The organism is Crossiella sp. S99.2, assembly GCF_023094165.1.
In the GTDB taxonomy this organism is placed as follows: Bacteria; Actinomycetota; Actinomycetes; order Mycobacteriales; family Pseudonocardiaceae; genus Crossiella.
In genome coordinates this window covers 108,736-135,283 of record NZ_JALMDK010000010.1, presented here as the reverse complement: position 1 = coordinate 135,283, position 26,548 = coordinate 108,736, and the positions used below count along the sequence as shown (strand labels likewise).

At 69.7% G+C, this 26,548-nt stretch carries 23 protein-coding genes; 7 read left to right on the top strand and 16 right to left on the bottom strand.

Going from position 1 to position 26,548, the window contains the following annotated elements; all coding sequences use genetic code 11:
- The first annotated feature begins 51 nt into the window (after window positions 1-51).
- On the top strand, window positions 52-450 hold the full coding sequence (locus MZC64_RS33185) for an NUDIX domain-containing protein (RefSeq protein WP_247763511.1): 399 nt from the start codon (window positions 52-54) through the stop codon (window positions 448-450).
- Window positions 451-456: 6 nt separating this feature from the next.
- Here MZC64_RS33185 and coaD read toward each other — a convergent pair whose 3' ends face one another.
- The 4 genes from coaD to MZC64_RS33165 form a co-directional block, all read right to left on the bottom strand.
- Window positions 457-867, bottom strand: coding sequence for a pantetheine-phosphate adenylyltransferase (coaD, locus tag MZC64_RS33180; RefSeq protein WP_247763510.1), 411 nt, complete (start codon window positions 865-867; stop codon window positions 457-459).
- A gap of 47 nt (window positions 868-914) precedes the next feature.
- Complete coding sequence (locus tag MZC64_RS33175; protein WP_247763509.1) at window positions 915-3,869, bottom strand: LuxR family transcriptional regulator; 2,955 nt, start codon at window positions 3,867-3,869, stop codon at window positions 915-917.
- 41 nt (window positions 3,870-3,910) lie between these two features.
- Window positions 3,911-4,105, bottom strand: a complete 195-nt coding sequence (locus MZC64_RS33170) for a hypothetical protein (protein ID WP_247763508.1) — start codon at window positions 4,103-4,105, stop codon at window positions 3,911-3,913.
- Between the two features lie 177 nt (window positions 4,106-4,282).
- Window positions 4,283-4,663 (bottom strand): nuclear transport factor 2 family protein, encoded by a 381-nt coding sequence (locus tag MZC64_RS33165; protein ID WP_247763507.1) that lies wholly within the window; start codon window positions 4,661-4,663, stop codon window positions 4,283-4,285.
- Window positions 4,664-4,776: 113 nt separating this feature from the next.
- Between MZC64_RS33165 and MZC64_RS48920 the strand changes: the two genes are divergently transcribed.
- Window positions 4,777-5,235: a helix-turn-helix domain-containing protein gene (locus tag MZC64_RS48920; protein WP_308301096.1), complete on the top strand. Its 459-nt coding sequence runs from the start codon at window positions 4,777-4,779 to the stop codon at window positions 5,233-5,235.
- A gap of 10 nt (window positions 5,236-5,245) precedes the next feature.
- On the opposite strand, the gene gcl is transcribed toward MZC64_RS48920, so the two are convergent.
- From gcl to sucC, 5 genes are read right to left on the bottom strand one after another with little or no spacing between them, the layout of a single operon-like run.
- Window positions 5,246-6,961, bottom strand: a complete 1,716-nt coding sequence (gene gcl / locus MZC64_RS33155; protein WP_247763506.1) for a glyoxylate carboligase — start codon at window positions 6,959-6,961, stop codon at window positions 5,246-5,248.
- Window positions 6,958-7,848, bottom strand: a complete 891-nt coding sequence (locus MZC64_RS33150; protein WP_247763505.1) for a 2-hydroxy-3-oxopropionate reductase — start codon at window positions 7,846-7,848, stop codon at window positions 6,958-6,960. The genes gcl and MZC64_RS33150 overlap by 4 nt, the downstream gene beginning before the upstream one ends.
- Window positions 7,845-8,693: a hydroxypyruvate isomerase family protein gene (locus MZC64_RS33145; RefSeq protein WP_247763504.1), complete on the bottom strand. Its 849-nt coding sequence runs from the start codon at window positions 8,691-8,693 to the stop codon at window positions 7,845-7,847. The genes MZC64_RS33150 and MZC64_RS33145 overlap by 4 nt, the downstream gene beginning before the upstream one ends.
- A gap of 23 nt (window positions 8,694-8,716) precedes the next feature.
- Window positions 8,717-9,610: a succinate--CoA ligase subunit alpha gene (gene sucD, locus MZC64_RS33140; RefSeq protein WP_247763503.1), complete on the bottom strand. Its 894-nt coding sequence runs from the start codon at window positions 9,608-9,610 to the stop codon at window positions 8,717-8,719.
- 4 nt (window positions 9,611-9,614) lie between these two features.
- Complete coding sequence (gene sucC / locus MZC64_RS33135; RefSeq protein WP_247763502.1) at window positions 9,615-10,787, bottom strand: ADP-forming succinate--CoA ligase subunit beta; 1,173 nt, start codon at window positions 10,785-10,787, stop codon at window positions 9,615-9,617.
- Window positions 10,788-10,907: 120 nt separating this feature from the next.
- Between sucC and MZC64_RS33130 the strand changes: the two genes are divergently transcribed.
- The 3 genes from MZC64_RS33130 (at window position 10,908) to MZC64_RS33120 (ending at window position 13,545) form a co-directional block, all read left to right on the top strand.
- On the top strand, window positions 10,908-12,251 hold the full coding sequence (locus tag MZC64_RS33130; protein WP_247763501.1) for an MFS transporter: 1,344 nt from the start codon (window positions 10,908-10,910) through the stop codon (window positions 12,249-12,251).
- A gap of 241 nt (window positions 12,252-12,492) precedes the next feature.
- The gene (locus tag MZC64_RS33125) at window positions 12,493-13,248 is read left to right on the top strand and encodes a GntR family transcriptional regulator (RefSeq protein WP_247763500.1); all 756 of its coding nucleotides are present in this window, start codon (window positions 12,493-12,495) and stop codon (window positions 13,246-13,248) included.
- Between the two features lie 99 nt (window positions 13,249-13,347).
- Window positions 13,348-13,545 (top strand): hypothetical protein, encoded by a 198-nt coding sequence (locus tag MZC64_RS33120; RefSeq protein WP_247763499.1) that lies wholly within the window; start codon window positions 13,348-13,350, stop codon window positions 13,543-13,545.
- Window positions 13,546-13,620: 75 nt separating this feature from the next.
- Here MZC64_RS33120 and MZC64_RS33115 read toward each other — a convergent pair whose 3' ends face one another.
- The 7 genes from MZC64_RS33115 to MZC64_RS48915 all read right to left on the bottom strand — a co-directional run bounded on the left by MZC64_RS33115 (window position 13,621) and on the right by MZC64_RS48915 (window position 23,853).
- On the bottom strand, window positions 13,621-14,655 hold the full coding sequence (locus MZC64_RS33115) for a TerC family protein (RefSeq protein ID WP_247763498.1): 1,035 nt from the start codon (window positions 14,653-14,655) through the stop codon (window positions 13,621-13,623).
- A complete protein-coding gene (locus tag MZC64_RS33110; protein WP_247763497.1) occupies window positions 14,655-15,209 on the bottom strand; it encodes a hypothetical protein in 555 nt (184 codons plus the stop codon). Before MZC64_RS33110 ends, MZC64_RS33115 begins: the two co-directional genes overlap by 1 nt.
- A gap of 5 nt (window positions 15,210-15,214) precedes the next feature.
- Window positions 15,215-16,627: an Nramp family divalent metal transporter gene (locus MZC64_RS33105; RefSeq protein ID WP_247763496.1), complete on the bottom strand. Its 1,413-nt coding sequence runs from the start codon at window positions 16,625-16,627 to the stop codon at window positions 15,215-15,217.
- 221 nt (window positions 16,628-16,848) lie between these two features.
- Complete coding sequence (locus MZC64_RS33100) at window positions 16,849-18,987, bottom strand: acetate--CoA ligase family protein (RefSeq protein WP_247763495.1); 2,139 nt, start codon at window positions 18,985-18,987, stop codon at window positions 16,849-16,851.
- Between the two features lie 3 nt (window positions 18,988-18,990).
- Window positions 18,991-20,220 (bottom strand): formyl-CoA transferase, encoded by a 1,230-nt coding sequence (frc, locus tag MZC64_RS33095; protein WP_282106272.1) that lies wholly within the window; start codon window positions 20,218-20,220, stop codon window positions 18,991-18,993.
- 21 nt (window positions 20,221-20,241) lie between these two features.
- Window positions 20,242-21,969 carry a thiamine pyrophosphate-binding protein gene (locus tag MZC64_RS33090; RefSeq protein ID WP_247763493.1) on the bottom strand — a complete coding sequence of 576 codons (1,728 nt, stop codon included), beginning with the start codon at window positions 21,967-21,969 and terminating at the stop codon, window positions 20,242-20,244.
- 219 nt (window positions 21,970-22,188) lie between these two features.
- Window positions 22,189-23,853 (bottom strand): selenocysteine-specific translation elongation factor, encoded by a 1,665-nt coding sequence (locus MZC64_RS48915; protein WP_247763492.1) that lies wholly within the window; start codon window positions 23,851-23,853, stop codon window positions 22,189-22,191.
- A gap of 154 nt (window positions 23,854-24,007) precedes the next feature.
- Between MZC64_RS48915 and MZC64_RS33080 the strand changes: the two genes are divergently transcribed.
- Window positions 24,008-25,039 carry a 2-dehydropantoate 2-reductase gene (locus MZC64_RS33080; RefSeq protein WP_247763491.1) on the top strand — a complete coding sequence of 344 codons (1,032 nt, stop codon included), beginning with the start codon at window positions 24,008-24,010 and terminating at the stop codon, window positions 25,037-25,039.
- Between the two features lie 56 nt (window positions 25,040-25,095).
- A complete protein-coding gene (locus tag MZC64_RS33075; protein ID WP_247763490.1) occupies window positions 25,096-26,541 on the top strand; it encodes an NAD(P)H-dependent oxidoreductase subunit E in 1,446 nt (481 codons plus the stop codon).
- Window positions 26,542-26,548 lie beyond the last annotated feature (7 nt).

Genomic DNA, 26,548 nt, shown 5'->3' with positions numbered 1-26,548 from the left:
AGGGGGTGACCGGTCGCCGGGGGCGCATTTGCGTCGGCGGAGAATGTCCGCATGACCGTCATCGACAAGATCGCCCTGATCGACCTGGCCGACGGCCGCATCCTGAGCACCCGCTCGCACGGCAAGGACGCCTACTACCTGCCCGGCGGCAAGCGCGAACCCGGCGAGACCGACGTGCAGACCCTGGTCCGGGAGATCGCCGAGGAACTGGGCGTGGCGGTCGCGGCGGACACCGCGGTGCACGTGGGCACGTTCGAGGCCCAGGCACACGGGCAGGCCGAGGGCGTGCTGGTGCGGATGACCTGTTACTCGGCGGAGTACGCGGGCACTCCGGTGGCCAGCAACGAGATCGCCGAGGTGGTGTGGCTGGGTTACGCCGACCGGGAGCGGGTGGCACCGGTCGACAAGATCATCTTCGACGAGCTGCACCAGGCCGGTTCGCTGCGCTGACCGGCGCTACCGCTGGGCCGTGGCCGAGATGAGGGTGGAGGAGATGTAGGCCTGCTCGGGACTGGCCGGGATGAAGAACGTCTCGATGCCGCTCAGCTGCCGGTTCATCCGTGCCATCGGCAACTCGTGCGCCAGGTCGTCCTGGGTGCGCAGGCCGCGCACGATCACGCCGATCCCCGCGCCGCGGCAGTAGTCGACCAGCAACTGGCCGGCACTGGAGTCCACCGTGACATTGGCCAGGTCGCTGGTCAGCTCGGCCAGCAGGGCCAGCCGTCCGGCGAGGGGGAGCCTGCCGGTCTTCTTCGGGTTGGTCAGGACGCACATGACGACCTCGTCGAACATGGCCGCGGCCCGGCGCGCCACGTCGAGATGTCCCCGCGTGGCCGGGTCGAAGGAGCCGGGGAATACGGCGCGCATGGCTTGCGATGGTAATGATCGGCGGTGGCCGCGTGGGCGGCCGGGGGTCAGAGCAACGCGCGTTCGTGCGCCTTGGTGACCGCCTCGGTGCGGCTGGCGGCGCCGAGTTTGGCCATCACCCGGCTCAGGTGCACGCTGACCGTCTTCTCGCTGATGTACAGCTCCGCGCCGACCTGCCGGTTGGTGTGCCCCCTGGCGACCAGGGACAGCACCGCGCGTTCGCGTGGGGTGAACGGGTCGATGGTGTCCCGGGCGGTGGCCGGGGTGGCCAGGTTGAGGCGGGCGCGGCGGGCCAGCGCGGCCAGGGCGTCCTGGAGTGGGGTGGCGCCCATGGCCGTGGCGGCCGTGCCGGCCTGGGACAGGGTGGCCTCGGCGGCGGGTTTGTCGCCCGCGGTGAGCTGGGTGGCGGCCAGGCGGAGGCGGGCCAGGGTCTGTTCGTAGGTGTGGCCGTAACCGAATGCCTCGACCACCCGGTGCCAGTGCTCCGGGGTGTCCTCGGCACGCACGCGGGCCGCCTCGGCCTCGGCGCGGGCCAGCCAGGCCAGGCCCTCGGGGCCGAGTTCGCCGCTGCGCGGGCGGGTGCTGGTGGCGGCCCGGCGGATCTTGGCGAGCAGCCGCTCCCCCGCGTCCAAGTGGCGGGTCTCGGTGGCGGCGTCCTTCTTGTGCCGGGCCTTGGCGGCCAGTTCGGCGTGCGTGGCCAGGCCGAGCGCGCCGATCCGGATCACCGCCAGCTCGCGGTGCCGTTCGGCCACCGACAGCGCCTCGTCGATCCATTCCAGGGCCTTGTCCGGGCGGCCCTGCCAGAGCTGGGCGTCGGCGGCGCAGGCCGCGGCCATCACCGCGATGTCCCAGTCCTTGTGCCATTCCGGGCGCAGCCGGGCGACCAGTTCGGCGACCGTGTCGTACTCGCCGCGGCCGACCAGGGTGAACAGCGAGATCGCGGTGAGCCGGGCGCTGGCGATATCGGGCACCGAGCAGACGCCCTGGTCGGCGGCCTCGGTCGCGGCCTCCCAGTCACCGGCGACGTAGTGCAGCAGGATGTTGAGCACCCGCAGTTCGGTGCCGTACGGGCTCCACTCCAGTCCGGTGGCCCCGGCCCGGCGGCGGCCGCTGGCCGCGGCGTCCAGGGCCTGGTCGAGCAGGCCGCGTTCGTAGTGCGTGATGGCCAGGTTGAACCAGGCCCGCAGCTCCACGCTGTGCGCGTTGGCGGCCGCGGCCCGGTCCACCGCCTCGCGCAGCCGGCGCACCGCCTCCTCGGGGTGGCCGCCGCGTTCCAGGATCACCGACAGCGAGGTCAGCGCGTCCATCTCGGCCCCGGTCGAGCCGCTGGCCTTGGCATCGGCCAGCGCGCCCTCGGCGTACTCGCGGGCCAGCCCGTAGCTCTGTTCGTCCGCGCTCATCGCCACCCTGGCCCGCATGGCCTGCACCCAGGCGCGGGTGGGGCTGGCCGGCTGGTCGGCGACCAGCTGCCAGGCGCGTTCGATCACCTGCAACGCCTTGTCCCGCTTGCCTTCCAGCGCCAGCAGGGTCTGCACGTACTTGCGCTGCACCTCGGCCGAGCGCACCGGGTCGCCGATCTGTTCGGCCATCTGCACCGCGGTGCGCCCGTAGGCCAGCGCCCGGTCGTCCTCACCGGCCAGGCTGGCGGTGTACATGGCCTTGTGCACCAGCCGCAGCTCGTCGCCGCCGCTGACCTGCTCCGGATCGGGCACCGCGCCCCACAGCTTCATGGCCTGTTCCAGGTGCCGCAACGCCTTGGCCGGCGCGCGGGCCTCCATGGCCTCGCGGGCGGCGGCGACCGAGGCGGCCAGCGCCTGCGGCAGCGCGTGGCTCTCCAGGCTGTGGTGGGCCAGTTCGGCGGCCACCCCGCGCTTGCCGTCCTTGGCCGCCAGGAACCGGGCGTACCCGGCGTGCAGCCGGACCCGTTCGCCGGGCAGCAGGTCGGCGTAGACGGCCTCGCGCAGCAGGGCGTGCCGGAAGACGTAGGCGTGGTTGTCGTCCTTGTACAGCAGCACGTGGTGGGTGACCGCCTCGCGCAGCGCGGCCTCGATCTCGGCGTCGGGCAGGCCGCTGACGGTGCGCAGCCGGGCGTCGGTGACCCGGCGGCCGGAGACCGAGGCGACCCGGATGATCTGCTGGGTGGCCTGGGCGAGTCGTTCGATCCGGGCCAGCAGCACGTCGGCCAGGCCGATCGGCATCCGGTCGTCCCGGTCGGCGCAGGCGGCGATCAGTTCCTCGGCGAAGAAGGCGTTGCCCTCGGAACGCTCGGCGATCTCGGCGATCTTGTCCTCGGCCAGGGCGCCGTCGGAGAGGCGGCGGACGAAGGTGCGGGCGTCGGTGCTGGTGAACGGGCTCAGTTCGAGGCGTTCCACCGCGGGCAGCCGGACCAGTTCGGCCAGCAGCGGGCGCAGCGGGTGGCGGCGGTGCAGGTCGTCGCTGCGGTAGGTGGCCACCACCAGCAGCCGGCCGGCGCGCAGCCGGGAGAGCAGGAAGGAGAGCAGGTGCCGGGTGGAGCCGTCGGCCCAGTGCAGGTCCTCCATGGCCAGCACCACGGTGCGCTCGGCGGCGAGTTCGGCCAGCAGCGCGTGCACCGCGTCGAACATCTGCAGCTGGCTCATGTCCAGCTCGGTGCGCCGGGGGTCGAACGGCACCACGTGCTCTGGCAGCACCTCGGGCAGCAGTTTGGCCAGCGCGGGGTGCGCGCGCAGCGCGTCCAGGTGGCCCTCCCGGAGCAGGCCGAGGGCCTCCACGAACGGTAGGTAGGGCAGACCGCCCTCCCCGACGTCCAGGCAGCGGCCGGTGAGCACCAGCGTGCCCTCGGCCGTGGCCAGCTCGCTCAGCTCGGCCAGCAGCCGGGACTTGCCGACCCCGGCGTCCCCGGCCACCAGCACCGCACTCGACGCGCCCTTGGACGCCTGCCGCAACGCCGCGCGGAGCTGGCGCAACTGCGCGCCCCGCGCGACGAGCGGAATTCCTGAACCCAACCGTGCCACGTCCTGCATCGTGGCATACCCGTCCGACATTCTCGGCTCGAATTCCCTGTTCAGGCGGCGGTCCGATACTCCTCTGAGGGCTCTTCGGGGTCCTTCTCCGGCTGAGTGTCCGCGTCCTTGCGGACCAGGCCGAGCCAGCGGCGGGCGATCCGCTCCTTGCGGTCGCCGTGGCCCATGGCGGCCTGGGCGCGGTCGGCCCGGTAGTCGACCTCTGCCCGCAGTGCCTGGTCAGTCCAGGTGATCATCGTCTTCTCCTCGGTTCGACTTCTGTCGTTGTGAGGTGAAGAGTGCTGCTGAGGGTCGGCCCGCCGCGTCGGAAGATCACCCCGGTTGTGGGCCCGAGATGCCTTACCCGGGACCCCTCAGGCCCCCTTACCCGCCCGGTTTCGGGGGTAAGGGGGCCTGAGGGGCCGCCGATACGCTCAGAACATGCCGTTGGGGTTCGCTGAGGTGGCCGGGACGTCCTGGATGACGTCCCAGTGCTCGACGACCTTGCCCTCGGCCAGCCGGAAGTAGTCGGCCAGCGCCTGGCCGGGGGTGCCCGGTTCCAGGACCAGGTGGGAGTGGGTGACCACCAGGTCGCCCTCGGCGATCACCCGCTTGATGTCCAGGCTCAGCTCGGGGTGCTGGGCGCGCAGGTGCCGGACGAAGCCGATGAACGCCGCCGGGCCGTCCTGGGCCTGGGGGTTGTGCTGGATGTAGTGCGGGCCGAAATGGTCCGCGACCGCCCGCTCCGGATCGCCGCCGAACGCGGTCCGGTAGTAGTCCAGGACGATCTTCTTGTTGCTCTCCTGAATGGACACTCTTCGTTCCCGTCGGTACGCGGCGCCACGGATCGCGGCCGGAGGAGACCTAACCTAGGCAGGGCCTTTCCCGGGCAGAAGTACGCACTTCAAGGTCAGTAAGGGGCGCAACGGTGACCGTGCCGACGGGGTTCGACGCCTACGATCCGGCCTGCCCGGCCCGCCTGGTCCTGGAACACCTCACCAGTCGCTGGGGCGTGCTCGCGCTGGCCGCGTTGCGCGAGCGGACCTACCGCTTCAGCGAGCTGCGGCGGCGGGTGAACGGGGTCAGCGAGAAGGTGCTCGCCCAGACGCTGCAGGCGCTGGAGCGCGACGGGTTGGTGCTGCGCACGGCCTACCCGGAGGTCCCGCCGCGGGTGGAGTACCGCCTCACCACGCCGGGCAGGGAGGCGGCGGAGCTGCTCAGTGGCCTCGTCGACTGGGTGGAACAGCGCATGCCGCGGATCATGGAAGACCACCGGCGCTACGACGCCCGGATCGCCGCTGGCAACGGTCCGGCCCCCGCCGCGGGCGAAGCGAGCTTCGGTGCGGCGGAGGCCGGGCGAGGCGAGGCGGGCACACCGCCGCGCTGAGGACGGCGGTTCAGTCGGCCGCCGGGGCCAGTTCGGGTGCGGGCTCGAACTCCTTGATCGCGTCCAGGGAGGCGCCCATGGCCGCGTTGGCCTCGCGTTCGACCATGACCTCCACCAGCACCGGCTTGCGCGCCCGCTCGGCCTCCTCGGTGGCCCAGGCCAGCGCCTCGCGGATCTTGCCGGGTTCCTCGACCCGGACCGCGGGGCAGCCGAAGGCGTCCATCACCTTGACGTGGTCGATGCCGCTGCTGCCGTAGTGCAGGTCGACGGCGAAGTTCATGTCGTAGGGGATCTCGGCCTGGCGGATCAGGCCCAGATACTCGTTGTTGATCATGACGATGACGAACGGGATCTCGTACTGGGCGGCGACCGCGACCTCCTCCATCAGGAACTGGAAGGAGTAGTCGCCGCAGACCGCGACCACGGTGCGCTCCGGGTAGGCGCATTTGACGCCGATCGCGGCCGGGATCTCCCAGCCCAGCGGCCCGGCCTGGCCGCAGACCAGGTAGCGGCGCGGCAGGTAGGTGCGCTGGAACTGGCCGGACCAGATCTGGTAGAGCCCGATCGCGGTGACGAAGGTGGTGTCCGGCGGGTAGAACTCGTTGAGTTCCCGGTACACCCTCGGTGGTTTGATCGGCACGTCGTCGAAGTCGTCCCGCCGGGGCAGGGTTTCCCGCAGTTCGCCGATCCGCTTGGGCCAGTCCCCCGGTGTGCGCGGGCGGGTGAGTTCCTTGGCCTGGTAGGCCAGCGCGGCCAGGGTGGGGCGGGCGTGGCCGACGATGCCGAGATCGGGCTCGAAGACCTTGCCGAGCTGGGTGGGCTCGATGTCGACGTGGATGAACTTGCGGCCGCGCCGATAGGTCTCCAGGTCGCCGGTGTGCCGGTCGCCGAAGCGGGCGCCGACCGCCAGGACGCAGTCGCTTTCCAGGAAGGCCGCGTTGCCCCACCGGGTCTGGGTCTGCAACCCGGCCATGCCGGCGAACAGGTCATGGTCCTCGGGGAAGGCGCCCTTGCCCATCAGGGTGACCTGCACCGGGATGCCCAGGTGCTCGGCCAGCCCGCGCAACTCGTCGGTGGCGTCGCCCACGATCACCCCGCCACCGGCCAGGATCAGCGGGCGCTCGGCGGCCAGGAGCATCTCGATGGCGGCGCGCACCGGTTCGGCCCTGGGCTGCGGCACCTCCACCGGCAGTGGCGCGTCCAGGGCCGGGTCGTAGTTGCACAGTCCTCTTTGGACATCGATGGGCAGGTCGATCAACACCGGGCCGGGCCGCCCGGAGCGGGCGATCCGGAAGGCTTCCCGGAACACCCAGGCCGCCTGGGCCGGTTCCTTGAGCTGCACGGCCCATTTGGTGACCGGTTTGGCGATCTCCACGATGTCCACGGCCTGGAAGGACTCCTGGTGCAGCTTGGATTTCGCCGCCTGGCCGGTGATGCAGATGATCGGGATCGAGTCGGCCAGCGCGGTGTACAACCCGGTGATCATGTTGGTGCCCGCCGGGCCGGAGGTGCCGATGCACACCCCGACGTTGCCGGTGACCCTGGCCCAGCCGTCCGCGGAGTGCGTGCCGCCTTCCTCGTGCCGCACGGTGATGTGCCGGATCGTGCTGTGCTGCAACGCGGCGTAGAGGGGCAGGATCGCGGCGCCGGGGATGCCGAAGACGGTGTCCACGCCTTCGGATTCCAGGACCCGGACCACGGCCTCCATGCAGGGAATGCTCTTCATGATGTCGTGCTCCCTCGTCCGGAGAGGTTCTCGATCACCTTCAACAGAGCCGAGTGGTCCAGGGCGCCGTGGCCCTGGGCCCGGGCCGCCGCGATCAGCGCCGCGGTGACCCCGGTGACCGGCAGGGCCACCTCGGCGGCGCGCGCTTCGGCGAGCACGATGCCCATGTCCTTGTGGTGCAGGTCGATCCGGAAGCCGGGGGTGAACTCGCGGGCCACCATGGACTTGCGTTTAATCTCCAGGATCCGGCTGCCCGCGAGTCCGCCTGCCAGCACGTCCAGGCCGAGGTTCGCGTCCACCCCTGCCGCTTCCAGTAGCACGATGGCTTCGGCGAGCAGGGCGTAGGTGCCGCCGACCACCAGCTGGTTGGCCGCCTTCACCGTCTGCCCGGCGCCGGACTGTCCTACGTGGACGATGGTGCCGCCGAGGACCTCGAACAGCGGCCGGGCCGCGGCGAAGTCCTCGGCCGCGCCGCCGGCCATGATGGACAGCGTGCCGTCCAGTGCGCCCTTCTCGCCGCCGCTGACCGGGGCGTCGAGCACCCGGATCCCGGCGGCGGCGCCGAGTTCGCCGATCCGGCGGGAGGTCTCGGGGCGGATGGAACTCATATCCGCGTAGAGCAGTCCGGGCTTGGCGTGCTCGAACACCCCGTCCGCGCCGAGGACCACCTGCTCCACCTGTGGGGAGTCCGGCAGCATGGTGATCAGCACCTCGGCGGTGGCCAGCACCTCGGCGATGCTGTCCGCGGTCTGCCCACCCGCCTCGGCCAGCCGGGCGGGGCCGGCGCCGAACACGTCGTGGCCGATCACCTGGTGGCCCGCGCGCACCAGGTTGACGGCCATCGGGGCGCCCATGATGCCCAGGCCGATGAATCCGACAGCGGTCATGCCGATCCCTCCACAGTGGACTCCACCGCGGCCTTCAGCTTGGTCAGCCAGCCAAAGCTGTCCGCGCTGGGGCCGACGGGGCGGTACTCCAGGCCGATGTGGCCGTCATAACCCGCGAGCAGCAGGCGGGCGAGCACCTTCTCGTAGTCGATGCCGCCGGTGCCCGGCTGGCCGCGGCCAGGGGCGTCGGCGATCTGCACATGGCCGAATTCCGCGCCCCGCCGGTCGATCTGGGTGTCGAGGTCCTCACCCATCCGGCTCAGGTGGTAGAGGTCGGCCAGGAAGGCCACGTTGGGTGACCCGTTCGCGCGCACCAGGTCCAGCACGTGGTAGGCGGAGGCGAGCGAGATGATGGGGTAGACCGGGTTCTCGTGCGAGTTCAGCGCCTCGACCACCACGGTCGCGCCGATCCGGTCGGCGGCCTGGGCGGCGTAGGTCAGGTTGGCCACGGCCAACTCGTCCTGCTCCTGTGGCCACAGCCCGGGTTCCCGGTTGCCGTAGAGGGCGTTGAGGGTCTTGCAGCCCAGCTGGCCGGCGAACTCGACGGCCACGTGCACGTTCTCCCGGAACAGGTGCACGTCGGTGGGGCGGGAGAGCAGTCCGCGCTCTCCCGCCGCCATGTCCCCGGCGGCGAAGTTGAGTCCGAGCAGGCGCACGCCCGCGTCCTCGATCGCATGCCGCACCGCGTCCAGTTCCCGTTGCAGTGGCACGGCTTCGGGCAACGGCCACCACAGCTCCACCGCGTCGAACCCGGCGGATCTGGCCGCGGCGAAGCGTTCGAGCAGCGGCAGCTCGGTGAACAGGATGGAGAGGTTGACGTCGAAACGCAGGGTCGGGCTGGTCAAGACGGCTCCATTCAGACTTCTCGTCACACGGTGATCGGGTTGAGGCACTCCCGCATCAGACGGGCCGCCTCGCTCGGGGTCTTGCCGACCTTGACTCCGGCCGCTTCCAGGGCTTCCTGCTTCGCCGCGGCGGTGCCCGAGGAACCGGAGACGATGGCGCCCGCGTGGCCCATGGTCTTGCCTTCGGGGGCGGTGAAGCCCGCGACGTAGCCCACAACCGGCTTGGTGATGTGCTCGGCGATGTAGGCCGCCGCGCGCTCCTCGGCGTCGCCGCCGATCTCACCGATCATCACGATCGCCGCGGTCTCCGGGTCGTCCTGGAAAGCCTGGAGGGCGTCGATGTGGGTGGTGCCGATGATCGGGTCGCCACCGATGCCGACCGCGGTGGAGAAACCGAAGTCCCGCAGCTCGTACATCATCTGGTAGGTCAGGGTGCCCGACTTGGAGACGAGCCCGATCTTGCCGGGGCCGGAGATGTCGGCCGGGATGATGCCCGCGTTCGCCTTGCCCGGCGAGATGATCCCCGGACAGTTCGGGCCGATGATCCGGGTCTTGTTGCCGGTGGCGCAGGCATGGGCCCAGAAGTAGGCCGTGTCGTGCACGGGCACGCCCTCGGTGATCACCACCGCCAGGCCGATGCCGGCGTCGACGGCCTCGATCACCGCGGCCTTGGCGAAGCGCGGCGGCACGAAGACCACCGTGACGTCCGCGCCGGTCGCGGTCATCGCCTCGGCCACCGAGCCGAACACCGGCACGGCCACGCCGTCGAAGTCCACGGACTGGCCGCCCTTGCCCGGGGTGACGCCGCCGACCACGGTGGTGCCCGCAGCCAGCATCCGCCTGGTGTGCTTGACACCTTCGGCGCCGGTCATGCCCTGCACGATGACCCGGCTGTGCTCGGTCAGGAAGATCGCCATCGACTCATACCCCCGCGGCTGCCAGTTCGGCGGCCTTGTCGGCCGCGTTGTCCATCGTGTCCACCACGGTCACCAGCGGGTGGTCCGCCTCGGCCAGGATCCGGCGGCCTTCCTCGACGTTGTTGCCGTCCAGGCGCACCACCAACGGTTTCGCCGCGTCCGCGCCCAGGATCTCCAGCGCCGCGACGATGCCGTTGGCCACCGCGTCGCAGGCGGTGATGCCACCGAAGACGTTGACGAAGACCGAGCGCACGTCCGGATCACCCAGGATGATCTCCAGGCCGTCGGCCATCACCTGGGCGGAGGCGCCGCCGCCGATGTCGAGGAAGTTGGCCGGTTTCACGCCCTTGTGGCGCTCGCCCGCATAGGCCACCACGTCCAATGTGGACATCACCAGGCCCGCGCCGTTGCCGATCACGCCGACCTGCCCGTCCAGCTTGACGTAGTTGAGGCCCTTGGCCTTCGCCCTGGCCTCCAACTCGTTCTCCGCGGCCGCGTCGACCAGCTCGCCGTGCCCGGGATGCCGGAAATCGGCGTTCTCGTCCAGGGTCACCTTGCCGTCCAGGGCGAGAATGTTGCCCTGGGGGTCACGGACCAGTGGATTGACCTCCACCAGGGTGGCGTCCTCGGCTACAAAGGTGTTCCACAGCTTCACCAGCACCGCGGCTACCTCCTCGGCCACCTCGGCCGGGAACGCGGCGGCAGCGACGATTTCCCTGGCCTTGGCCAGGTCGACGCCACGCAGGGCGTCAACGGGCACCTTGGCGAGGGCCGCCGGAGTGGTGGCAGCGACCTCCTCGATGTCCATCCCGCCCTCGACCGAGGCCATCGCCAGGAACGTGCGCTGGGTCCGGTCGAGCAAGAAGGAGACGTAGTACTCCTCGGCGATCTCCGAAGCGGGGGTCACCAGCACCCGGCGCACCACGTGCCCCTTGATGTCCAGCCCCAGAATGGCTCCGGCCTTGCGTTCCGCGTCCTCCGGGTCGACGGCGAGCTTGACTCCGCCCGCCTTGCCACGGCCGCCGGTTTTCACCTGCGCCTTGACCACCACCCGGCTGCCCCACTCGGCCGCCGCCGCGCGGGCGTCGGCCGGATCCTCGACGACCCGCTGCGGCGGACCCACCGGGACCCCGTGCTGTGCGAAGAGATCCTTCGCCTGGTACTCGTACAGATCCACGCCGCCTACTGTATACAGTATGTGAGACTGAGCACCAGAGCCAAGCCGCATGATTTCAGCAGGTCCCCAGCATTGCTTCCCGATGTATACTGCATACAGTATCTAGTAGAGGGAGGACCGATGACCACTCCCCCACCCGCCGAGCTGCGAGACTGCTTCGGCCGCGACTACCGGGTCGGCCCCAGCGCGGAGCTGCTGACCGGCCGTTCCCGCTCCTGGCAACTGGTGCCGCCACTGGCCGCGATGGCCGCCGCGGGTGTCCTCCAGTACTCCTTCGGCGCGCTGGCGCCCGCGGTGGCCGCACTGCACGGCTGGTCGGTCACCCAGACCTTCTGGTTGCTGGCGCTGTGGATCGTGGCCCAGGCCGGGGTGGGTTTACCTGTTGCTTACCTGCGCGAGCGGGGTGTCCTCGGTCCCCGGGCGTTACTGTGGCTGGGCGCGGCGATGTGTCTGCTGGGTCCAGTGGCCCTCGGTCGCGCACCCGGCTTTTCCGGCGCCCTGCTGGGCTTCTCGCTACTCGGCGGCGCGGGGGCCGGGCTGGTCTACGCGGTGAGCGCGTCCACGGTGGCCAAGTGGTTCCCGGACCGCTCGGCCGTGCGGGTCAGCCTGGTCACCGGCGCGTTCGCCTGCGGCGCCATCCCGTTCCTGCTCTTCGTCTTCCCCGCGGTCTCCGCGGCGAACCTGGTGCCCGCCCTGGACCGCACCGGCCTGGTGCTGGGCCTGGTGATCGCCGTGGCTGGGGTGCTCTTCCGGGACCCGCCGCCGAACTGGTGGCCGCCGCAGGTGGATCCGCGGGTGTGGGCGCTGTCCCGCCGCCGCGGCCCCGGCTCGGCCAACCTCCCGGCGGTCCGCGACTACTCGCCGGCAGAGGCGGTGCGCATCGGCGCGTTGCCCGCGCTCGCGGTGATCCTGTTCTGCGCCAGCGCGGTCACCCTGTTCACCGTGGCCGCCTTCGCCGGCTTCGCCGCCCGGCTGGAGCTGAGCCCGCCGGTGATCGGCGCGGCCACCGCCCTGCTGGTGGCCAGCAACGGGGTGGCGCGGGCGGTGGTGCTGCGGGTCTCCGACCGGATCGGCCGGGCCCGCACCCTGGCCGCCACCCTCACCGTGCTGGCCTTGTCCCAGGCCGCGCTGGCAGCCAGCGCCGCCGATCGATCCCTGCCATTACTCCTGGCCGCGGCGGTACTCGCGGGCGCGGGCGGGGCGTGTTATCCGATGGTGGCCAGCCTGGTCCGGGAGTACTTCGGGGACCGGCGGCACGGCGAGATACATGCAGTGGTCTACAGCGCCAAGGCATTTGGCGGCATCGCCGGGGTCGGACTCACCGCCGCCGCCGTCCCCACCATGGGGTACCCGGCACTGTTCTTGCTGGCAGGAGCCCTGGCATTGAGTTCGGCGCTGCTGTGCAGGTCGCTGCGGCAGCCCGGCCGAATCCCCTTGCTCTGGACAACCCAGCGTGTCCGCTGAGATCGAGCGTCCATTTGGGGCATCATGAGATACGGATTGGTGGCGGAAGGTGATGCACTGCTCGCAATCGGTGTGTTTCTTTCCGAATCGAGTACGCGGTATGGGTGGTCTGCCGCTTGTGGCCGTGCTCACGCAATTCAGGCATTTGGAACACTGTATGCTGTAGGCAGTCGACCAGGCACAATAGAGTCACGATCGGCACACCGGGCGAAAGCGCCCACCTCACCTCATGGAGCACACGATGTCGGAGTTGGCGCAGGGCACGGCCGCACGCCGGATCGATCGGCCGGTCCCCTTGCGGGAGCGGGTCTTCGAGGCCCTGCTCGACCTCATCATCACCGGCAGCCTCGCCCCGGGTCAGCACCTGGTCGAGGGCGAACTGGCGGAGATGCTGGGGGTCTCCCGGCAGCCGGTGCGCGAGGCGCTCCAGTGGCTCAACAACGAGGGCTGGGTCGATCTGGTACCCGGATACGGCGCGTTCGTGCACGTGCCGACCGAGCAGGAGGCGGACCAGCTCCTGGCCGTGCGCACCCTGCTGGAGACCGAGTCGGCGCGGCTGGCCGCGCTGAACGCGGACAAGGACGGAGTGGCCCGGCTGCGCGAGATCTGCCAGCAGGGCGAGGCCGCGGTCATGGCCGACGACGTGGACGGGGCGGTGGCCGCCAACGCGGCCCTGCACCGCTACGTCACCGAACTCTCCGGCAACAAGGTGCTGCTCGAACTGGCCGCCCAGGTAGACCGCCGGGTGCGCTGGTTCTACACCCCGGTCGCCCGCCAGCGCGGCAAGCAGTCCTGGCGCGAGCACCGCAAGCTGATCAGCGCGATCTCCACCGGCGACGCCGAGCGGGCCGCGGAGATCATGCGTGAGCACACCGACCGCACCCGGCAGTCCTACCTGGAGGCCCGGCAGAGCGCGCCGGCCGAGACGCCCGCGCCGGAGGTGCCGTTGCGGCGCCGCCGGCGCACGGTGGCCCGCACCGCGCCCGTCAAGCCCTAAGGACCGCCAAGCTCTGGGATTTCCCGGAGTTCGCTGCGACACACTCCCGAATGGCGCCGTTGCCGCTCGGGTATATCCCTGATGTGAGGAGGTGTATTGATGATGCGCAAGTTCAAGCAGCTACTGCGTTCGCTGACCCAGCAGCCCCTGGGTTACCGCGGTGACCGGCCGCAGGGCCTGGGTCTGGCTCTGGCCATGGCCGAGGCGAAGAAGAACCCCACCGCTGGGGTGGAGAACTACCTGCGGGGCCAGGCCGGCACGCGGCATGGCCAGGGCCAGGAGGTTGCCTCCTCCTGACCCCGGCCACCTCTTGGTTTGCCGAGTACCGCACAACCGGTCACTGGATCCAGGGATAGCTCCAGTGCGCCGGGCTCATCCGGTCCCGGTCTCGTCCAGCGCCGCTGAGCTGGACGAGGCCTGAGCGGTCCGCACGGGTTCCGGTGCCGCAGCGGCGGCAGCGGCTCGTTCGGTCCGCCTGGATTTGATCACACTAGCAATGATGGTCACCGCCAGCGTCCCCACAATGAACGACAGGGACAGCTGGATGGAGATGGTCGGCGCCCACGGGACACCGGAGCCGTGCATGGCCTCCAGCACCAGTTTCACCCCGATGAACGCCAGGATCACGGCCAGGCCGACCGAAAGGTAGACCAGCCGGTCGAGCAGGCCGCCGATCAGGAAGAACAACTGGCGCAACCCCATCAGCGCGAACGCGTTGGCGGTGAAGACCAGGTACGGCTCCTTGGTCAGCCCGAAGATCGCCGGGATCGAGTCCAGCGCGAACAACAGGTCGGTGGTGCCGATCGCGACCATCACGATGAGCATCGGCGTCACCATCCGCCGCCCATTGATCCGGGTCACCATCCTCGCGCCCACGTAGTCGTCGGTGGTGGGCGCGAACTTCTTCACCGTGCGCAGGACGACGTTCTCGGCGAACTCCTCCTCCGCGTTCGGGTCCTGCCGGAGCAGCTTCCACGCCGTGAAGATCAGGAAAGCGCCGAAGACGTAGAACAGCCAGTTGAACCGGGACACCGCTTCCGCGCCCACCGCGATGAACACCGCGCGCATCAGCAACGCGATCACGATGCCCACCAGCAACACCTTCTGCCGGTACAGCCTGGGCACCGCGAACCTGCTCATGATCAACATGAACACGAACAGGTTGTCCACCGACAGCGAGTACTCGGTGATCCAGCCGGCGAAGAACTCCCCGCCGTAGCGCGGACCGGCCAGCCACAGCACCCCGAGTCCAAAAAGGACGGCCAGGGTGACGTAGGCGACGGTCCAGCCCACACATTCTGTGAACGAGGGATCCCTCGGGTTGCGGGCCGCCAGGTAGAAGTCGAACGCGACGATCGCGCCCAGACCACCCACCGTGGCGATCCAGACCCACATGGAGAAGGTCATCAGGCTCCTCGGGCAGCGGCACGGGCCGCGCGGGCACGGGTCTTGGCCGCCCACACCGTTTCCGCGTGGGAGGCGTAACGGGCGAAAGCCGCAGCGGCCAACGGGTTGCGCGGAGCGAACCGCCGGAACAGCTGTGGGGCAAGGCGTTCGTGCAGCCAGATGAAGCCGATCGCGAATCCGGCGCTCACGATTCCCTGGTAGGCCAGGAATCCGAGCAGATCCTCGGGCACTCGCAGGTTGCCCGCGATCACCAGGTGGACCACGATCTCCTGGATCAGCCTGCTCAGCGGGAAGCCGATGAGCCAGAACACCGCGGCCGGCGCGAACACGCCGAGCCGGATGTGGCCGGTGGCCGCGCCGATCCCGTACAGCCCGCCCAGCAGGGCCAGTGGCACCCCGAGTCCGAGCGCGGTGGTCAGCGCCCAGCCCGGCGGCTGACCGACCAGCAAGGCCAGCAGACCGGCGACCGAGCCGGCCAGCACACCCACCAGCGCGCCGGGGGCGGCCAGTTGAGCGAAGGCGCTGATTCGTGGCGGTTGCAGCGGTTCACTCATGATGATCAGTCCAATACCACGCCGTAGGCGATCAGGGAGTAGAACAGCATGCCCAGGTAGAACACCGCGCCGAAGCCGATGATGGCGTTGGTCCACCACTTCGGCCGGATCGGTTTGGGCAGCATCTTGTTGTTCACCAGCAACAGCACCACGCAGTAGGCGCCCATGGCGAAGGCGGACAGGAACGCCAGCACGTCCAGGATCGCCGCCGGGCCCTTGGCCGGGCCCCACAGCAGGATCACGATGCCGAACAGGATCAGGCCCCACAGGAAGCCCGCGTAGAGCCGGGACATGCCGATCTTCTTCGCGCCGGGCACGAAGAAGTAGGTCATGTCGGCCTGACCGCGGGAGAAGGAGTCGAACAGCCCCAGGGTGGCGTTCAACCCGATCAGCGCGATGAACCCGAAGAACACCGTGCCCAGCGCGGGTCCGCCGAGTGAGGAGAAGGCGTCGGCCATCGCGTCCAGCGCCGCGGTGCGGTCACCGCCGGCGATGAGGTCCTTCACGTTGGGGTTCTGTCTGGCCGCGGTCTGGGCCAGCACCGTGAAGGAGACGGTGACCAGCATGGTCACGCCCCAGAACAGCAGCAGCGCGTCGAAGGTGACCCAGCGCCGCCAGCCCTTCCACTTGGCCATCTCGTCCGGGTCGGCGGTGTCGAACATGAACCCGCGGGCGGGCATCTGTTCGGCCGCACCGGATTCAGAGGCCCGCAAGCCCTTGATCTGCGGGATGTGCGCGCCCATGCCGGCGCCGGAGTCCCGCAGGTGCAGCGTGTACCACATCTGTTGCATGCCAGAGGGTCCGGCGAAGGCGATCGAGCCCACGACGATCGGGAACCACGTCTGGGAGAACATCTCGGTCGGTAGATAGCCGAACTGGAACATGCCGCTGATCGTGCTGGACAGATCCGCCCACGTGCCGACCAGTGCCGCCACCACCGCGGTACTGACCACCAGCAGTCCAATGAGGATCGCCAGGACGTTCTCCAGCAGGTTGTAGATCACCTTGGCCAGACTGAACAACACGCCCACCAGCACCAGGCCGACGATCGCGCTTACCTGCCAAGGTATTCCGCTGATCTTCTCCAGCGCCGACATGCCGGCCGAGAGGTGGCCGGGCCAGATGTAGACGGCTATCGCGACGAAGAAGAAGAACCACATGATGGGTTTGAAGACCCGGGCCGCGCCGGCGAAGATGCTCTCGCCGGTGGCCATGGCATAACGGGCCATTTCCAGCATCACCACGGCTTGCAGGGTGACGCCGATGAGGAACAACCACCGGATCTCCGGTCCGAAGACCAGGACCAGGCGGGGCCACATGTACGACTCGCCCATGCCGACCCCGAGTGCCACCAGGAACACCGTGGGGCCGATCAGGTGCACCGACGGTGGCGCGTCGGGCAACTTCCGGATGGGCATCGGATCGAGCCGACCGGCCCGCCACACGCGTTCCGAGCCGCCGCCTGCGAGGTCACTGCCCCCGCTGGTGGTCGGCCCCGCGCTCGGGGTGTTCGAAGGATCCATGATGAGAAACCTCTTTCACGAGAACTCTCGGACTCCGCCCGTTGACCTCCCTGGCCTGGCGTTGTGGGGGTCCCGGCTGGCCGACGGGACCCCCACAACGCTGGTCGGCCGTCGCCTTACTGTTCGATCAGTCCCGCCGCACGTGCCCAGCGGTACTTGGCTCCCAGCACCGCGACCGGCAGCTCCGTGGTGTAGGGATAGGCGACAATACGATGGTCGAACAGGTATTCACTAGCCCGCTCGACCTCGGTGTCACCCGCGAGTGAGGCAACCACCGGCTTGTCGATGCCCTTCGCGCGCGCCTCGTTGACCACTCGCGCGGTCACCTCGGCGAAGACCATCGGCGGGGTGACGATGGTGTGCCAGTAACCGAGGATGAGCGCGTGGATCCGCGGGTCCTCCAGCCCGAGCCGGATGGTGGCCTCGTAGGTGGAGGGCGGTTCACCGCCGGTGATGTCGATCGGGTTGCCCGCCGCGCCGAAGGGCGGGATGAACTTGCGGAACGCCTCGTCCAGGTCCGGCGGAATCTCCATCATGGACAGTCCATTGTCGACACAGGCGTCCGACAACAGCACGCCGGAGCCACCGGCGCCGGTGATGATCACGACGTTCTCGCCCTTGGGGGTGGGCAGCAACGGCAGCCCGCGGGCATATTCCAGCATCTCGTTCAGCCCGGGGGCGCGCACAACCCCGGCCTGGCGCAGGATGTCGTCGTAGACCTTGTCGTCACCGGCCAGCGCGCCGGTGTGCGAGCTGGCCGCCTTGGCCCCGGCCGAGGTGCGTCCGGCCTTGAGCACCACCACCGGCTTCTTCTTGGTGATCCGCTTGGCCGCGTGCACGAAGGCCCTGCCGTTCTTCAGGTCTTCCAGGTGCATGGCCACGCACTGGGTGTTCTCGTCCTGCTCGAAGAAGGTGAGCAGGTCGTCTTCGTCCACATCGGACTTGTTGCCGAGGCCGACGATGGCCGAGACACCCATCTTGGTGGTGCGGGAGAAACCGAGGATGGCCATCCCGATGCCGCCGGACTGGGAGGTCAGCGCCACCCCGCCCTTGACGTCATAGGGCGTGCAGAAGGTCGCGCAGAGGTTCTCCGGCGTGTAGTAGTAGCCGTAGATGTTGGGGCCCAGCAACCGGATCTTGTACTGGTGCGCGATCGCCACGACCTCGTCCTGCAACTCCTGGTTGCCGGTCTCGGCGAACCCGGAGGGGATGAGCACCGCGGCCGGAATGCCCTTCTTGCCGCATTCCTCCAGCGCCCCGGCGACGAACTTGGCCGGGATGGCGAAGACCGCGACGTCGACGTCGGCGGGGACATCGCCGACCGCCTTGAACGCCTTGCGCCCCAGGATCTCGTCGGCCTTGGGGTTGATCGGGTAAATCCCGCCCTGGTAGCCGCCGTTGACCAGGTTCTTCATCACCGAGTTGCCGATCTTGCCGTCCTCGGCGGAGGCGCCGATCACCGCGATGTTCCTCGGCTTCATCAGCCGGTTCATCGCGATGATGATGTCCTCGTCGGAGTAGACGTGCTTCTCGGTGATCTCGCCGGTCTCCACCAGCACCCGGACGTCCGCGGCGATCGCGGAGTCCTTGGCCGCGAAGACCGGGTTGAGGTCGAGTTCGCGGATCTCCGGGAAGTCGGTGACCAGGTCGGAGAGCCGTTTGACCACCTCGGCCAGCGCGTCGAGGTCCACCGGGTCGGCCCCGCGCACCCCGCGCAGGATCTCCACCGCCTTGATGTCCTCCACCATGGCGCGGGCCTCGCCCTGCTCCAGCGGGGCCAGCCGGAAGGTGACGTCCTTGAGGACCTCCACCAGCACGCCGCCGAGGCCGAAGACCACGATCTTGCCGAAGGTGTCGTCGGTGGTCGCGCCGATGATCACCTCCTGCCCTTCGGACAGCAGCTTCTGCACCTGGACACCGGTGATGTCCGCGTCGGCCTTGTATGCCTTGGCATTGGCGATGATCTTCTCGTAGGAGGCGCGGGCGCCTGCTTCGTCGGTGACGCCGACGATGACGCCGCCCGCCTCGGTCTTGTGCAGGATGTCCGGTGAGACGATCTTCATCACCACCGGGAAGCCGATCTCACCGGCCAGGGCCACCGCTTCGTCGGCGGTGGCCGCCAGTCCCTCGCCAGGCGTCGGGATGCCGTAGGCGTCGCAGAGCCGCTTGCCCTCGGGGGCGCTGAGCGACTCGCGGCCCTCGGCGCGCGCTTTGTCCAGGACTTCGCGCACCGCGGCCTTGTCGTAAGCCACCATGGCTCAGATCACTCCGTTCGCCTTGAGCTGGGCCAGTTCCGGGACGGAGACGCCCAGCTCCTTCACGTACACGTCCTCGTTGTGCTCGCCGAGCAGTGGGGAGCGCTCGACCTTGGCCGGGGAGTCCGACAGCTTGAGCGGCATGCCCACGGTCTTGAACGCGCCGCGTTCGGGATGGTCCACCGTGACCACCATCTCGTTGGCCACCAGCGATTCGTCCTCGATCAGTTCCTTTGTGGACAGAATCGGTCCACAAGGGACGTTCTTGGCATTGAGCATCGCCAGGACTTCGCGCTTGGTGTGGTGGACCGTCCACTCCTCGATGAGCTGGAACATCTTGTCCAGCTTGGGCAGCCGGGCCTCCGGGGTGGCCCATTCGGGGTCCTCGACCAGTTCCGGCCGTCCGATCAGCTCGGCGATGGGCTGCCAGCCGACGGGCTGCACGATCACGTAGACGTAGTCGTTGGGCCCGCCGGGACTGCATTTGACCGCCCAGCCGGGCTGTCCGCCGCCGGAGGCGTTGCCCGACCGCGGCACCTCGTCGGTGAACTCCTCGTTGGGATACTCGGCGAGCGGTCCGTGAGCGAGGCGTTGCTGGTCGCGCAGCTTGACCCGGCACAGGTTGAGCACCGCGTGCTGCATGGCCACGGTGACCCGCTGGCCGCGGCCGGTGGCCTCCCGCTGGTACAGCGCGGCCAGGATGCCCGCCACGGTGTGGATGCCGGTGCCGGAGTCGCCGATCTGCGCTCCGGTGGCCAGCGGCGGGCCGTCCTCGAAGCCGGTGCTGGTCATCGAGCCGCCCATGGCCTGGGCCACGACCTCATACGCCTTGTAGTGCGTGTAGGGGCCGTCGCCGAAACCCTTGATGGAGGCGTAGATCAGCCTCGGGTTGATCTCCTGGAGTTTCTCCCAGGTGAAGCCCATTCGGTCCACCGCGCCTGGACCGAAGTTCTCCACCAGGATGTCCACATCGGACACGAGCTTGGTGAACAGCTCTTTGCCCTTGTCGCTCTTCATGTTCAGCGTGATGCTGCGCTTGTTGCAGTTGAGCATGGTGAAGTAGAGGCTGTCGACATCGGGGATGTCGCGCAGCTGCTTGCGGGTGATGTCCCCGCTGGGCGCCTCCAGTTTGACCACGTCCGCGCCCAGCCAGGCCAGGATCTGGGTGGCCGAGGGCCCGGACTGGACGTGCGTCATGTCGAGGACGCGAACACCTTCGAGTGCTTGTCCCATAACGGCTTTCCCCCTCCGGACCTACTTGTACATGGTCTGGTTCATGGTGCCCGGCGCGTACACGTCGGGGTCGACCCACACGTTGATCAGCGAGGGCAGCCCGGACTCGCGGGCGCGCTGCAGGGCGGGTGCGATGTCGGCGGGGTCGCGGACTTCCTCGCCGTAGCCGCCGAGGATCTTGGCGAACTGGTCGTAGGGCACATCGCCGAGGGTGTTGCCGACCCGGCCGCGGTCCTCGCCGTACTTGACGGCCTGGCCGTAGCGGATCTGGTTCATCGAGGAGTTGTTGCCCACGATGCCCACGAACGGCAGGTTGTACCGGACCAGCGTCTCGAAGTCCCACCCGGTCAGGGAGAACGCGCCGTCGCCGAAGAGCGCGACGACCTCCTTGTCCGGGCGGGCGTACTTGGCGGCGAGCACGAACGGGATGCCGACGCCGAGGGTGCCCAGGGGGCCGGGGTCCATCCAGTGGCCCGGCGATTTGGGCTGGACCACCTGGCCGGAGAAGGTGACGATGTCGCCGCCGTCGCCGATGTAGATGGAGTCCTCGGTGAGGAACTCGTTGATCTCGTGCACGAGCCGGTACGGGTCGATCGGGTTGGCGTTGGACAGTTGCCGCGCCATCCGCTTGCCCAGCGACTGCTCCTCCACCGCCCGCAGCTCCTCCAGCCAGGCCTTGCGGCCGGTGGCGCCGTTGCTGATCCGGCCGGTGGTGGCGGCCAGGACCTGGGAGAGCACCAGGCCGGCGTCGCCGACGATGCCCAGGTCGATGTCCCGGTTCTTGCCGACGGTGCGGTAGTCCAGGTCGATCTGGACCACGGTGGCGTCGGCGGAAAGCCTTTTGCCGTAACCCATCCGGAAGTCGAACGGGGTGCCGACGATGATGATCAGGTCGGCGTTGGTGAAGGCGTAGCGGCGGGAGAGCTGGTAGTGGTGCGGGTCGCCGGGCGGCAGGGTGCCGCGGGCGGCGCCGTTCATGTAGGCGGGGATGTTGAGGCCGCGGACCAGGTCGATCGCCGCGTCGGTGCCCCGGGTGGTCCAGACCTGGCTGCCGAGCAGGATGCACGGCTTCTCGGCCTGGGTCAGCAGGTCGGCCAGCTTCTCGATGGCCTCGGGGTCACCGGCGGAGCGGGTGGAGGCCCGGTAGGCGCCCGCCTTGGGGATCCTGGCCTTCGCGATCGGCACCGAGGCGTCCAGCACGTCCCTGGGGATTTCCAGGAAGGACGGGCCGGGCGCGCCGTGGTAGCACTCGCGGAAGGCCATCGAGACCATGTCGGCCGCCCGCGCGGTGTCCGGCACGGTGGCGGAGAACTTGGTGATCGGGGCCATCATGTCCACGTGCGGCAGGTCCTGCAGTGAGCCCATCTTGTGCTGGCTCAGCGCGCCCTGGCCGCCGATGAGCAGCATCGGGCTCTCCGCGCGCAGCGCGTTGGCCACGCCGGTGACCGCGTCGGTGGTGCCGGGTCCCGCGGTGACTACCGCGCAACCCGGTTTGCCGGTGATCCGGGCGTAGCCGTCGGCCGCGTGCGCGGCGACCTGCTCGTGCCGGACGTCGATGACCTCGATGCCTTCGTCAACACAGCCGTCGTAGATGTCGATGATGTGGCCGCCACACAGAGTGAACACCACGTCGACGCCTTCGGCCTTGAGTGCCTTCGCCACCAGGTGGCCGCCCGAGATGAGACCTTCTCCGGTCTCCTTCACCTCGACCTGACTGGCGCTGGGGGGTGCCTCGGCAGTCTGCGCCATAGGTGCGTCATCTCCTCACGTCGCTGCCCGCTCGCCTGCTCTGGACGAGGCGGGCTGGTTTGGTGGTGACTGGTGAAGGCCGACGTTGCGCGGACCGCACACCACTCGATCCCCATACTGCATACCGTATGGTGGTTTAGTGATACTCCGTCGAGCAAACGTTGTCCAGGGTCCACAGGTCAGCCGCTCGACGGAATTCCACCCATCGAGGGCCCTTCATCAGTCGTGTTCCGGGCGAATCCGACGCCGGCTGTCGGGCAGCCGGAGGGTGATCCGCTTGGTGTCGAGCAGTTCCAGCAGGGGCACCGCGACCCGGCGGGAGGTGCCGAGCGCGGTTCGGGCCGCGGCCACGGTGAACGGTTGTGGGAGCGCGCACAGCACCGCCACCGCCTGTTCCACCGCGTCCGGTCCCAGGTAGACGCCGTCAGCCAGGCGCAGCAGCAACCCGGTGCGCACGGCCGCCGCGAGTGACTTGGGGGTCAGTCGCAGCGCGGTCAGCCGATCGGCCTCCGGTGCGAGAAAAGGATTGCGCGCCAGCTCGGCCCGCACCGCCTCGATCGCCTGCCGCACCGGCAACGGGAGTTCGCTGCCACTTTCGGCCAGCACCAGCCGGCCCTGGTTGATCCGCACACCGAGGTCACGAGCCGCTCTGGCCACCGGTTCGAGCAGCCTTCGGTGTGGCAAAGCCAGCAGTGCCACCGCTTCCGCCTTGGGCACGCCGGGGTCATAGGGTTGTTCGCGCGCGCGGGCGCGCACGAGATCGGCCAGCTGCCCGCACAGTTCGTCCAGCCGGGCCGGGTCGATCAGCCAGTCCCCCGCCCTGGGCGCCGGCGGCAGGCCCGCGCCCATGGCGAGCAGGTCGCCTGCCCGGACCAGACCACGCCTGCGCAATTCGTCCTGTCCGTTGGGAATCCCTGACCGACTCATCAGTTCGTTTCCGCGCGCGATCAGCTCCGCCTCGCTGCCCAGTTCGGGCGGCAGGATGTCCAGCACGGTGAACCCGGCCAAGATCTCCGCACTGCCGCGCAGCAGGCCGCGGTCGCCGATGCGCAGCGGCAGCGGCTCACTCAGCCGCAGTCGCGCGATATCGCCGTCCAGGACCCGGGTGAACACCGGCTGCCTGGCCGAACCGCAGCCCAGCTCCAGATCGCCCGCCACCCCGTCCAGTTTGCGGCCGGGCAGCGGGCGCAGCCGCACGTCGAGCACACTGACGTGCCGCCACCGGCCCGGGGTCACCAGCGCGGCGCCCACGGGTAGTTCGTCCGGTTGTGCCTCGGGCAGGTGAATCGAGATCCGGGCCGGACCGGACAAGCAGGACACCTGACGCCGCAACGACTCCAGCCCGCCGACCCGCACCCGCCGGTCCTCGGGCCCGAGGGCGAGTTCGGCGCCGGTCTCGATCGATCCGGCGGTCAGCGTGCCGGTGACCAACACCCCCTTCTCCTCCGCCGCCGCTTCGGCGACGCCGTCCAGCCAGAGCCGCACCGGGACCTCCGGCGGCGGGGGCAGCGCGGCGGCCAGCCGGTCCAGCAGCAACCGCAACCGGTCGATGCCCGCGCCGGTGCGCGCGCTCACCACCGCGCACTCGATCCGGGCGAGCGCGCCGGTGGCCAGCGCGCGCCGGGTCCGCCGCAGCACCGGGCCCGGATCGGCCAGGTCGGACCGGGTCACCACCAGCAACCCGTGCCGGATGTCCAAGGCGTGCAACACATCCAGTTGCCTCGCCAACTCGGCGGAGAACTCCTGGTCGGCCGCGACCACGACCACCACCGCCTCGGCGGTGGCCACGCTCGCCTGGACCGCGCCGGGTGCGCGATCGACCAATGCCAGCACCCGCCCCGAGGGCAGACGCGCCCACGGATCCCGTCCGGTGAGCGCTCGCACCAGGGTGGATGTGCCGGCTCCGGCGCTTCCAGCAGTGGCGACCACGCGCATCGGCGGGAGCGACTGGAACCCGAACCCTTCAGGCACCGCAACGCCTCCTCACCCACGCGGTCGCTGCCGCGTGCGGCCCGTTGACCGGGCTACTCCATACTGTATGCTGAATGAGTTGTCGACACAAGAACAGGAGAGTGATGTGCGAATCGCTGTTCTTGGTGCCGGCGCCATCGGCGCGTACGTGGGTGCAGCCCTACACCGTGCCGGAGCGCAGGTTCATCTCATCGCCCGCGGTGCGCATCTCTCGGCCATCCGCGAAGCCGGGGTTCGGGTGCTCTCCGACCGCGGCGACTTCCATGCCCGCCCACACGCAACCGATGACCCGGCCGAGGTCGGCCCGGTGGACCACATCTTCCTTGGCCTCAAGGCGAACTCGTACGCCGCCGCGGGCCGGATGATCGAGCCGCTGTTACACGAGCGCACCACCATCATCGCTGCGCAGAACGGGATTCCGTGGTGGTACTTCCACGGTCTGCCCGGCCCTTTCCGCAACCACCGGATCAACAGCGTGGACCCCGACGGCGCGGTCAGCGCCGCACTCCCGGTCCAGCGGGCCATCGGCTGCGTGGTCTACGCGGCCACCGAGATCGAGGCTCCCGGCGTCATCCGCCATCTGGAGGGCACCCGCTTCTCCATCGGCGAGCCGGACCAGTCGATCTCCGCCCGCTGCCTGGACTTCTCCACGGCCATGATCGAAGGTGGGCTCAAGTGCCCGGTGGAGGCCGATCTCCGCAAGGACATCTGGCTCAAGCTGATGGGCAACATCGCGTTCAACCCGATCTCCGCGCTGACCCGTTCCACCATGGCCGCCATCTGCAAGCACCGCAGTACCAGGGAACTGGTGGTGTCGATGATGCGGGAGACCCTGGAGGTCGCGCGACGGCTGGGGTCCCACCCCGAGATCTCCATCGAACGACGGCTGGCCGGGGCCGAACGTGCCGGTGAGCACAAGACGTCCACGCTCCAGGACCTGGAGAAGGGCAAACCCCTGGAACTGGACGTGATCCTGGCGGCGGTGGTCGAACTGGCCGCGTTGACCGGCGCCGAGGTGCCCACGCTCAAGGCGATCCACGCGGTGGCCGATCTGCTCAACGATTCGGTCACCAGGCTGCCCACCGCGGTCGCTTCTTAACGCCTGCTCCGCCAGGCCCTCTCCCTCCCTCCTGCCTGACCTCCCGGGGGCAGCTCATGGATTCCCGTTCTCGTGACACCGCACCGTCCACAGAGGAACGTGCGGCGATCGATGTCGTGCTGGCCCCGTCGTCCTCCGGTCGGAGTGACGGCGGGCTCCCCGCCAATCCGCACGACCTGCTGTTACCGGCCCTGCACGCGCTCAACGACCGGGTGGGCTGGATCAGCGAGGCGGCCCTGGACTATCTGTCCCGCCGGCTGACCCTCTCGGCCGCCGAGGTCTTCGGCGTCGCTTCCTCGTGCGCCCTGTTCTCGCTGCGGCCCCGGCCGCGCCGGGTGCTGCACGTGTGCGCCGGACCCGCTTGCCGCGCAACGGGATCCACTGCCCTGTGCCGGACCCTGGAACGTCGCCTGGGTCCGGCCGACCGGCCAGCCGGCGGGGTGATCTGGCAACTGTCGCCCTGCCTCGGCCTGTGCGAGCGCGCCCCGGCCGCGCTGATCCTGGAGGCGGGCGAGCCAGCGCGTACCGCCGTCTCCGCACCGTCCACTGTGGACGCCACGATTTCCGCCGCGCTGGACCTGCGCCGCGCCCGGCCGGAACCCCCGGCCGCGGCCGCCGCGCCCCAGTCCGGTAACGAGAACCTGGTGCTGTTGCGCCGGATCGGCCAGGTCGACCCGGCCAGCCTGTCCGACTACCTCAACACCGGCGGCTACACCGCCCTGCATCACGCTGTGCGGATGGGTCCGGCGGAGATCTTGCGCCTGGTAAGGGAATCCGGCCTGCCCAGCCGGGACGGCGCGGGCGTGCCGGTCGCGCGAAGCTGGGAAGTCCTTGCCGGACAACAGGAAAGCCCGCATTACCTGGTGTGCGACGCCGACGAGAGCCATCCGGCCGCTTTCGCCGACCGGGTGCTGCTGGAGGGTGATCCGTTCGCGGTGGTGGAGGCGATGACCATCGCCGCCATCGCCACCGGCAGCCGCCACGGCTACCTGCACCTGCGCGGGGAGTACCCGCGCGCCCGCCAGGCGATCACCGAGGCCGTCGCCCAGACTCGGGAGAAAGGGTTGCTGGGCCGCAACATCCTCGGCTCCGGCCACAGTTTCGACCTGGAGATCCGCCGGGGCGGCGGCGCCTATCCCGGTCGCCGCGGCGAGTCCCGGGGCATGCCGCCGTTCCCGGCCGAGCCGGTGCTGGTGGGCAAACCGGCGATCGTGCACTCGGTGGAAACCCTGATCGCCGTACCGCCGGTGCTCACCGGCCTGCCCACGGGTTCCCGCCTGTACAGCGCCTCCGGCATCTTCCGCCGCCCCGGCGTGTACGAGTTGCCGCGCGGCGCCACACTGAGCCGGCTACTGGCCGCGGCGGGCGGCGCGTTGACCGGCCGCACACCCCGCGCCGCGCTGATCAACGGCACCCTCACCCGTCCACTGCACCTGGATCGCCCGCTGCCGGGCGCCGGTCCGGGTTCGGTGGTGCTCCTCGATGAGGAACGGGATCGCTGATCCGGCG